The sequence below is a fragment of the Lichenifustis flavocetrariae genome, from assembly GCF_026130545.1.
GTDB classification, from domain to species: Bacteria; Pseudomonadota; Alphaproteobacteria; order Rhizobiales; family Beijerinckiaceae; genus Lichenihabitans; species Lichenihabitans flavocetrariae.
Genome location: NZ_JAMOIM010000087.1, coordinates 1 through 9,382, shown reverse-complemented (window position 1 = coordinate 9,382; position 9,382 = coordinate 1). Strand labels below are relative to the sequence as shown.

The 9,382-nt window shown below is 61.4% G+C and carries 8 protein-coding genes; 2 read left to right on the top strand and 6 right to left on the bottom strand.

What is annotated here, in order from left to right; all coding sequences use genetic code 11:
• Window positions 1-277: 277 nt before the first annotated feature.
• On the bottom strand, window positions 278-1,561 hold the full coding sequence (gene tnpC, locus M8523_RS34995; protein ID WP_282589426.1) for an IS66 family transposase: 1,284 nt from the start codon (window positions 1,559-1,561) through the stop codon (window positions 278-280).
• Window positions 1,562-1,850: 289 nt separating this feature from the next.
• On the opposite strand from tnpC, the gene M8523_RS34990 reads away from it, so the two are divergent.
• On the top strand, window positions 1,851-2,816 hold the full coding sequence (locus M8523_RS34990; RefSeq protein WP_282589425.1) for a cytochrome-c peroxidase: 966 nt from the start codon (window positions 1,851-1,853) through the stop codon (window positions 2,814-2,816).
• Window positions 2,817-2,826: 10 nt separating this feature from the next.
• A complete protein-coding gene (locus M8523_RS34985) occupies window positions 2,827-4,638 on the top strand; it encodes a methyl-accepting chemotaxis protein (RefSeq protein WP_282589424.1) in 1,812 nt (603 codons plus the stop codon).
• Here the strand turns inward: M8523_RS34985 and M8523_RS34980 are convergent.
• The 5 genes from M8523_RS34980 to M8523_RS34960 form a co-directional block, all read right to left on the bottom strand.
• Window positions 4,624-5,301 (bottom strand): DUF4158 domain-containing protein, encoded by a 678-nt coding sequence (locus tag M8523_RS34980; RefSeq protein ID WP_282589423.1) that lies wholly within the window; start codon window positions 5,299-5,301, stop codon window positions 4,624-4,626. The genes M8523_RS34985 and M8523_RS34980 overlap by 15 nt on opposite strands.
• A 79-nt stretch (window positions 5,302-5,380) precedes the next feature.
• Window positions 5,381-5,986 (bottom strand): recombinase family protein, encoded by a 606-nt coding sequence (locus M8523_RS34975; RefSeq protein WP_282589427.1) that lies wholly within the window; start codon window positions 5,984-5,986, stop codon window positions 5,381-5,383.
• A gap of 152 nt (window positions 5,987-6,138) precedes the next feature.
• Complete coding sequence (locus M8523_RS34970) at window positions 6,139-6,306, bottom strand: hypothetical protein (protein WP_282589422.1); 168 nt, start codon at window positions 6,304-6,306, stop codon at window positions 6,139-6,141.
• An 84-nt stretch (window positions 6,307-6,390) separates the two neighbouring features.
• A complete protein-coding gene (locus tag M8523_RS34965; protein WP_282589421.1) occupies window positions 6,391-8,412 on the bottom strand; it encodes a sensor domain-containing protein in 2,022 nt (673 codons plus the stop codon).
• 90 nt (window positions 8,413-8,502) lie between these two features.
• The coding region (locus M8523_RS34960) for a methyl-accepting chemotaxis protein (protein WP_282589420.1) at window positions 8,503-9,382 on the bottom strand (880 nt) is incomplete at its 5' end.

Here is a 9,382-nt window from a genome sequence, read left to right as displayed (position 1 = left end):
GCCGCGCTCTATCAGGCCAAACTCGATGGCCGTGATTGCTGCAGATCGGCCCCAGACTTCGAACGTGGTGCCAAGGTGGCGTGACGAGGTAGATAGCCGGCCTGCCAAGGCCTACTTGGATGGTGAGGGTTCGGACCACTCTGCAAACACGGAGCATAATGGCTGCTTTCGAGCATTCTACATGCGCTGACGCAAATAAAAAGCCGCCCGTAATACCGTGCCAGCGCGTAGGGCTATACATGGCTGGTAATTACCCACGCCCGTTATTAGGATGATTTCAGGCGCTGACTGTCTGCAGAATGGTTTGGAAGGCGTTGGCCCCGGGTGTGAGGCGGGCTGTGTCGACCACGGTGCGCACATCGGCTTCGCCGGTGGCGGACCACATGGCGCGATAGCCGTTGGTGACCTTGCGCTGGACGACGGCTGGTCGGAGCGCGCGTTCACAGCCGTTGTTGGTGACGTCGACCAAGCCGGGCCATTTTGCGAAGGTGAGCAGCTGGTCGCGCGCACGCCGGAACCTGTTTTGGATGTCCCGCGCCAGATCGCACGATGTCGGCGTGTCGAGGATGTCTTTGAGGCGTCGCTCAAGAGCGCGTCGTCGGGCGGCGATCGTTGTTGCGGCGCGCGTTTCGATGTTGGCCGCGAGGATGAACGCGTCTTGAAGCCACAGCTTGAGGCGCATCGGCAGGAGATCTGCGCCGGCTTCATCGGCATAGGCGACTTCGCGCGCCAGATGCGCAAGGCAGGTCTGCTGGGCTCCCGCATGGCCTTGTTGGGCCGAATAACGATCCGACAGCCAGACCGCCGGCCGGTGCCCCGCCATCACGTCCCGGATCACCACGGCGCCGCGGGTCGGCGCGGCGTGATGAACGACCGCAGCGTGACAGCGGAACACCCAGTGAAACGCATTGCTCCCTTCGATACGGACGCCGGTCTCGTCGGAGGCGACGACCGTGGCCCGGCGCAGCGCCGCAACGGCTTCATCGCGCTTGGCCTCGAACCGGCCCTGCGCCCGACGAAGCATGTTCATCAGTCCGCCTTGGCTGATCGTCAGCCCGAACAGATGCGCGAACGCCCCTTGCAGCCGCTCGTAGGACAGCGCCTGGAACGTCTTGAAATAGGTCGCCACCACATGCAGCCGGGGACCGAACGGCGAGCCCTTCGCCGCCGCAGGCACTGGCGCAACGACCCGGCTGCCGCAGGACGGACAGCGCACGGCCATGCGCCGATGGCGCTCCACAACCGGCTTAATGACGGGAAGCTCCGTCGTGTCGTGTTCGCTGACCACCTCGGCAGGCAGATCGCCGGACAGGGCCGCGCAGCAACACGGGCATTCCTCCGGATGATGATCGACCACCCGGTCCGCCGCCGCGCTCAACCGACGTGAATGGCCCTCATGCCCCGGCTTGGCCCCACCGGGCTTGGCCTGCTCCCGACGCTCCTTGCGATCCGTCGACGGCGGCTTCGAGGACGTTTGCGAGGTCTTGGCCGGCCGTTGCAGACGCAGCACAAGCTCGATCAGTTCCTCTTTGCTTAGGCGTTCAAGATCAAATCTGCTCATTCGCCAAGGGAATCAGCGATAGCCGCTTTTGGCAAGCACGTGGGTAATTACCATGGCTGATTGTACCGGTGAATGTTCTCTAATGATCATATATTTAATTTGATTTAGATGGTAATTATTATTCTAATAATACTACTTTACTTTGCGAGGTCACATTTTTAACTATTTATGATTTTTTTTATAAGATCTAATTGAGGCATTAATACTTTCTAGCCAGTTTTGGAATGTTTTCGTACGGGACTTTTCTATGAGGCGACGGCTAATCTTTTTGTTCCTTTCCTGTGTCGCAATGGCTGCAACAGCTTCTGCCGTTGAGGTCAGTTCGGACACCTTGAAAAGTGCTTACAAGCGCCCTGAGGCGATCCCCTTCCCGACGTCCGCGCCTTATTCGCCGCAAATGGCCACCTTGGGCAAATTGCTGTTCTTCGATCCGCGTCTGAGCGGCGCCCAGAACCTCAGCTGCGCGAGTTGCCACGACCCCTCGTTCGGCTACGAAGTCCCAGTGCCCGGCGCGATCGGTTCCGCGAACACACCGCTTGCCCGAAAGGCCAACACCGTGCTGAACGCGGCTTGGTCAACGAGCCTTTTCTGGGATGGCCGAGCCAAATCGCTCGAGGACCAGGCCGTCGGCCCGATCACGACACCTGCGGAGATGAACGGCAAATTCCCTGACATCATTCTACGGCTGAAGGATGTGCCCGAGTACGCCACTTGGTTCGACCGATTGTTTCCCGGGTCTGGTGTCACCAAAGAGAACCTGCTGGCTGCCATCGCAACCTATGAACGCACCGTCATGGCCGGCGAGGCACCCTTCGACCGTTGGGTGGACGGCGATGAAGCAGCTGTCAGTGCCGAAGCGAAAGCGGGGTTTCAGCTGTTCAACGGCAAGGCTGGATGCGCGAGCTGCCATACGGGCTGGAACTTCACCGACAACAAGTTTCACGACATCGGCCTGGCAGCAGACGACATCGGCCGCGGTAAGCTGGAGCCGGACAATCCCAAGGCGCAATATGCATTTAAGACGCCTGGTTTACGCAACCTCATCTACCGGGCTCCTTTTGGCCATCACGGCCAGTTCCCGGACCTCACTTCGATCATTTCGTTCTACGCAACCGGCGGCACCGACCGACCATCGAAATCCGATCTGATCAAACCGTTCAAGATCAGCGATGTCGAAACGCAGCAGCTGTTGGCATTTCTTAAGTCGCTGACGGCCGAAAAGACCGAAACGGCCTTGCCGAACCTGCCGAACTGAGGCCTCGACCATGACGATCCGCACCAAGATCCTCATTCCGCTCCTCGCCTTTCTGGCGCTTGGCGCCATCGTGTCCGCCCTGATCGGCTTCCAAAGCCTGTCTGGCCTCAAGGATCTCGCAGCGCTCTCTGATAAGGCGATCGCGGCAAGTGACGCCAGCCGGACGGCCCGCGATGGGTTTGACAAAACCGAACAGCTCACCGGGCGCGTGCTGGCGATGACGGACCTGATCGCCGCCTCCGACATCGAGCCGCAATTCACGGCCTTGACCAGCAAGACGGCGAAAGCGCTTTCGGATCTGCAGCGCGCTGCTCTCTCGGCTGAGATGAGTGCCATAGCCAAGGATGCCGCTGGTTCGTTCGCGCGTTGGCAAGACGATGCGGCTGTCCTGATGGGCCTCAAGCAGGCGCAGGCGATCGCCACGCTTGAGGTGATGCGGCATAGCGGCGATAAGGTTCGGGCGCTGCTCGATCAGGCGGTCAGCCAGGCGGGCCGTGACGCAAGGGGGCGTATCACAGAGGAGAATGCCGCTTTGACGGCGCGGCTCGAGATCATCGCGGGCGTGGCGCTTTGCATAGCCATCGCCGGCATGACAGGCGCATTCCGGCTTGCACACAACCTCTCGCATCCCTTGAAGGCCCTCGTGGGCAGCGCCGAAAAACTGGCGGCGGGCGACGTGGCCGTCGAGATCGGCGCACTCGATCGGAAGGACGGGGTCGGTGAAATCGCCCGCGCAGTTAATGTGTTCCGCGCCAACGTGACCGCCCAAGCCCAGGCCGAAGCCGAGGCTGCCGAGCAGCGGCGCAGAGCCGCGGAAGAGAAGCAACGGCACGACCTTGCCCAGGCTCAAGCGTCGCAGGAGCAGCAGATCGCGATGAACGCGGTCGCGGCGGCCCTCAAACGCCTTGCATCCGGAGATCTGACGGCAGCACTGTCGCATTTTCCGCCGACATACCTGATGCTGCAAACCGACTTCAACGCCGCGGTAACCCAGCTCAGTCAAGCCCTTCGCGAGGTCGCGCAGAACACGCGGACCATCAACGCCAGCACTCAAACCATGTCAGACGCCGCCAGCGATTTGTCCGAAAGGACCGAGCAACAGGCTGCCAGCCTTGAGCGGACCGCAGGCCATCTCAACGCGATCGCGACGACGGTACGCGCCACTGCCAAGGGCGCAAAGCACGCCCGCGATGTCGTGGCTCACGCGAAGGTGGAAGCCGAACAGACAAGCGTTGTTGTGCGCGATGCTGTCCAGGCAATGGGCAAGATCGAGACATCGTCCGGTCACATCATCCAGATCATCGGCGTCATCGACGAAATCGCTTTTCAGACCAATCTTCTGGCGCTCAACGCGGGCGTCGAGGCAGCGCGCGCGGGCAAGTCGGGCCGTGGCTTCGCGGTCGTGGCGAGCGAGGTTCGGGCGCTGGCACAGCGCTCGGCAGACGCCGCCAAGGAGATCAAGGAGATCATCCGCGGCTCGGGGCAGCAGATTGGGGCAGGCGTGAGCCTAGTGAAGCAGACCGGCATGGCGCTTGAACGGATCTTGGCCCAAGTATCGGAGATCAACACAGTCATTTCGTCGATCTCCGATGCCTCGGCCAGTCAGGCGATTGGATTGGATGAAGTCAACGACGCCGTGAGCAGCATGGGCGAGATCACGCAAAGCAACGCACTCCTGGTAAATGGCTCGGCCAATGCGAGCCGCGGTCTTGCAAGCGAAGTCGAAACACTCGCGCGGCTGGTTGCACGCTTCAAGGTCGAACGCCACCCCGGATCTAAGAGAGCACCGACCCAACAAGAGTCCTATTCAGCCGCCGCTTGACCCATCCTCAAGGCCGCGCCGGAGCTTCGTCTCCACCCATTTTTCAGCCGAGATGCCGGGGTTTTCTAGCGCGCCTGGGTTGGAAATATCGGTCTCAGCCCACGCTTCCGCAATCCAGCCGAGGAGCGTGCGGTCGCCGACGCGATCGACGATCAGCTGGTCGAAGGACACCTTGCCCAGACCCTGGATCAGGCCCCGATAAGCTTGCCTGCGTGCAGCCGCCCGACCTGCGAGGGCGAGGCGCTCGAGAAGCTCGGCACCGGGAACGAGGATTCCCTCGTCCTTGAGTTTCTCGATGATGGCCTGAACGATCGGGCCGCCCTTCTCCGTGGCTGCTGCCGTATGCGCAGCCGCGGCGATGAGAAGGCGGTAATCGCCTGCCCGCACGGGACGCAGGCCAAGCCCGGCGACGATCTCACGCGCGTGTTCCCGTCGCGTCTCCTCGCGCCGTGCGTAGAGGTCAAAAATGGCAGGATCTGTCCCGAGCTGGTCAGCGACGATGGCGACAACCGCGTGGGGCAGAGTCTCATCCGTGCGAAGAGCTCGTCCAAGGTCACGCACCAGGGCCAGCTGGATCGCGAACCCCAGCCGGTTGTGGGACCGCCGATGGCTCCTGGCGAAGGCGATGTCTTCGGGCGTGAGTGCGTAGCGGGAATTGGGCATCCTCGTGCGCCTCAGGCGGCTCGAACAGCGCGGTGCGCGCCGGCGCATCCAGAAAGGCCATGATGATGAGGCCGGCGTGTCAGGCGGCCATCCTGGGATCATCGTTCTTTCCGGGCCCGCTCCATCCCTTCCGCTTCAGCGTGTCGAGGAGCGTCGAGCGGGGAATCTTGAAGGTCCGGCACACCGACGCCTTGCTCGCGCCTCCTTCCAGCGCCGCGAGGATCTGGTCGATCTTCTCCGCATCGATGGAGGGCGGGCGGCCGCCCTTACGTCCACGCCGACGCGCTGCGGCGAGTCCGGCGTTGACGCGCTCGGTGATCAGCGCCCGCTCATATTCGGCAAGCGAGCCGAAGAGATTGAACAGGAACGCACCGTGGGAGGTCGTGGTGTCGATCGTTTCGGTGAGCGAGCGGAAGGCGATGCCACGCTTCTTCAACTCCTCGACGATCCTGATGAGGTGCGAGAGCGAGCGCCCGAGCCGGTCGAGCTTCCAGACGACGAGTACGTCGCCTGCCCGCAGGTCATTCATGCAGGCCTTCAGCCCGGGGCGGTCGTCCCGAGCGCCCGAGGCGCGATCCTGATGCAGATGGCGCTCATCCACGCCCGCACCAAGAAGCGCATCGCGCTGCAGATCGACCGATTGCCGCTCGTCACTAGTGGACACCCGCATGTAGCCGACGAGCATGTGCGACAAACCCCAATTTGGAACTTGCCGCACAGTGTCACGATCCGACAGTGTTTGTCGCATGAATAACGACGCCTCCGGTCAGGTCCTTGCGCGCTCAGCGACCAATCGCGGAAATCACTTGTTTCCCGTCACCGCCAAATCGCCTCGCCTTAGCGTGTATCGTTGAAGGAATTCCCACAGAGCCCCATATTGGTGGCCTCCGCGCTGAAGACGATGCGGAGCGTCAGACGGCGGGCAAAACGTTCCGGTCCGCCCTCCGCGATCAGGTCGGTGTCATCGGCTTTCGCGGTCACCCAGTGTTTGACCCGCTGTCGCACGTCGGCTTCCTTCACTGGCCCCATTCAATCGCAGGTTGCCGTTACCTACATGCCAGAGCTTAAGAGAAGCCGCCTGGGATGCCGCTAAACTTCGGCTACGATTCTGCCATCCATCGTGGGCTCGGCTAGCCTATATGTACCGCGTCCAGCGCCCTTTGCGCGATACAACGCCTGATCGGCTTGCTTCAAGAGCAAGTCCGGCTTGATGGCCGATCCGACCGTGACCGCAATACCAATACTCACACCAATTGAGACATGTTGAAACCCAATTTCGAACGGTGCCGCGATCCGTCTTATGATCCGTAACGCAGCTTCTTCGGGGTTATGTTCCTGATTTATATCCGCATAGATCACGGCGAACTCGTCCCCACCCAGCCGGGCGACGATGTCTGTAGGACGGACGCAATCCACCAGGCGGTGAGCGACTTTGCGGAGAAGTTCGTCTCCTGCAGGATGTCCGAAACTGTCATTGACTTGCTTGAAACCATCGAGATCCAAGCACATCAGCGCAAAGGGGCCGCCTCGCTGCTGAACTTTTGAAAGCTTGTCGTGAAAAAGAACGCGGTTGGCGAGGCCGGTCAGTGCGTCATGCTGTGCCATGAAGGCGATCTGCGCTTCGATCGTTTTGCGCTCGGTCACGTCGGTCTGAATCGACACGAACCGGTTTATTTGGCCCTGTTCATCCTTCACGGGGTTGATGAACAATGTGATCCAATAGGGATCTCCACCGCGCGTGTAATTGAGGATCTCGTCGCAGAATGGAAGCCGATCCTCCAGTTTTCGGCGGATGCGCTCGCGTGTGACTTCGCTTGTCGCAGGTCCCTGAAGTAGGTTGCCCGGTTTGCGGCCGCGGACCTCCTCAAAATTATAGCCCGTCATCCGGCAGAAGCCCGCGTTGACGTACTCGATACGGCCGTCTGCGTCAGTGATGACGACGGAGTTGCTCGTGGTGTCGGCCACCAGGGAGAGCATGCGCACCTGCTCCCGACGAGCAACCTCACCCGTGATATCGACGGCAAACTTCACCACTTTAATGGGCGCGCCATCGAGCCCGAAAATGGGATTGTAGCTGGCCTGGATCCACACCGTGCGGCCGTCTTTGCCGATCCGACGGTACTCCGCGACGCAGTAGTCGCCGTTGCGCAAGTCGGTCCAGAACGCGTGGTAGGCTTCCGTGTCCTGCTCTTCCACTGGAACAAACAGGCTGTGGTGCCGACCGACGATGTCGTCGAGCTCATATCCGAACGCCGTCAAAAACTTTCCATTGGCGGTCAGGATGGTGCCGTCCATGGCGAATTCGATGATCGCCTGAGACTTGCTGATCGCCTCGATCTTTCCCTGATCGTCGGCCGCGCGAAGCTTCGCTTGCGTCGTGTCGGTCGCGAACTTCACAATCTTCAAGGTGCGCCCAAACGGGTCAAGAATCGGGTTGTAGTTCGCTTGAATCCAGACGTCTCTGCCGTTCTTGCCGATCCGGCGGTACTCCCCCTGTCGATACTCTCCGCGGCGCAGCGCCGCCCAGAACTGGTTGTATTCTTCGTTTGCATGCTCACTTGGATTGACGAACATGCTGTGGTGCCGGCCGCGGATCTCCTCCACGTCGTAGCCGAACACGCGACAAAAATGTGCGTTGGCGTCCAGAATGGTGCCATCGACGGCGAACTCGACCACCGCCTGCGACTTGTCGATCGCTTCAACCTTGCCGGTATGCTCGATCGTCAGCAGCTTCGAGGCCGTGATATCAGTCGCGAGCTTAACGACCTTGTAAGGCTGTCCATCGGGTCCGATCACAGGGTTGTAGCTGGCTTGAATCCAGATCTCTCGACCATCACGGGTGATGCGCCTGTATTCGGCCGATTGAAACTGGCCTTGCCGCAGCCGGTCCCAAAACGCCTGGTACTCTGGGGCTGAGTCCTCGCCGGGTGCCAAGAACATGCGATGGTGACGACCTTCGATCTCGGCCAGGGTGAACCCGAGGGCATCGAGGTAGTTCTGGTTTGCGGTCAGGATGGTCCCGTCCATCGCGAACTCGATGATCGCCTGAGATCTGTGTAGCGCCGCCAGAATGGCGCTCGGTCCGTCGCAGTTGCTCGCTCTCGTCGGCATGGACGTCCTTGGTCAGGGGTGCATGAATTGCGCATCCGCCACATTCGCGTTTGCGCCGGTACAATGACGTGCCGATCGGTACGTGGCGATTTACGCCGCTATCATCTGACGCGCCTGCCTGCGGCTTTGCATCAAGAAGCGGCTCACCACGCCGCGCGTCGATGCGTCGACGAATTGAACCGCAAAGGCCCGGGGCTCTGTTCGAACGACGCGGGCCGAGATCGCCGAATCGTTGAAGAACACGGTGACGTTCACACCCTTCTCGCCCGGTGACGCCCCTTCGAAACGAGCCCCGCCGGGCGAGCAATCGGTCAGGACATATTTGCGTCGTTGCCCCGCCGCCGTGAGCCAAATGTCTTGACGGCACTCGATCCGCTCGTCGCGCCGCCTGGCGGCTCCATCGGAACGGGTTTCACCCAGCTTCATCTGTCCGAGAAGCGTGGCGAGTTCGCTAGCCTCGGCCTGCAGGCAATGGACGGTCGCCGTCGCATCCTGCGCCATGGTCGCGTTCTGGCGGGTGATCGTGTCGGTCTGCTCGATCGCCCCATGCACCTCAAGAAGTCCCGCCGCCTGCGCCTGTGCGGCCTCCGCGATGTCGCCGAAGACGCCGTTGAGACCGCTGACCTGTTCGACGATGCGGCCGAGCGCATCGCCCGTCTGCCCGACGAGAGCAACACCGGTCTCCACCTGGCCGCGGGAGAGCTGGACCAAGGCTTTGATCTCTTTGGCGGCCTGGGCAGAGCGCTGGGCGAGCGCACGCACCTCGGCCGCCACGATCGCGAAGCCGCGCCCCGATTCGCCCGCGCGCGCCGCCTCGACCCCCGCATTCAGCGCCAGAAGGTTGGTTTGGAAGGCGATCTCATCGATCGAACCGGTGATGTTCGAGATCCGAGCCGACGAATGCTCGATCTCGGCCATGGCGGAAACGGCCTCCTGCACGATGCTGCCGCTCTTCTCGGCATCGGCCTTG

Excerpts from the sequence above, each read along its gene's own strand:
- M8523_RS34990 (WP_282589425.1), top strand. The coding sequence starts at position 1,851 with ATGGCTGCAACAGCTTCTGCCGTTGAGGTCAGTTCGGACACCTTGAAA.
- M8523_RS34965 (WP_282589421.1), bottom strand. The coding sequence starts at position 8,412 with ATGCCGACGAGAGCGAGCAACTGCGACGGACCGAGCGCCATTCTGGCG.
- M8523_RS34980 (WP_282589423.1), bottom strand. The coding sequence starts at position 5,301 with ATGCCCAATTCCCGCTACGCACTCACGCCCGAAGACATCGCCTTCGCC.
- tnpC (WP_282589426.1), bottom strand. The coding sequence starts at position 1,561 with ATGAGCAGATTTGATCTTGAACGCCTAAGCAAAGAGGAACTGATCGAG.
- M8523_RS34975 (WP_282589427.1), bottom strand. The coding sequence starts at position 5,986 with ATGCTCGTCGGCTACATGCGGGTGTCCACTAGTGACGAGCGGCAATCG.
- M8523_RS34985 (WP_282589424.1), top strand. The coding sequence starts at position 2,827 with ATGACGATCCGCACCAAGATCCTCATTCCGCTCCTCGCCTTTCTGGCG.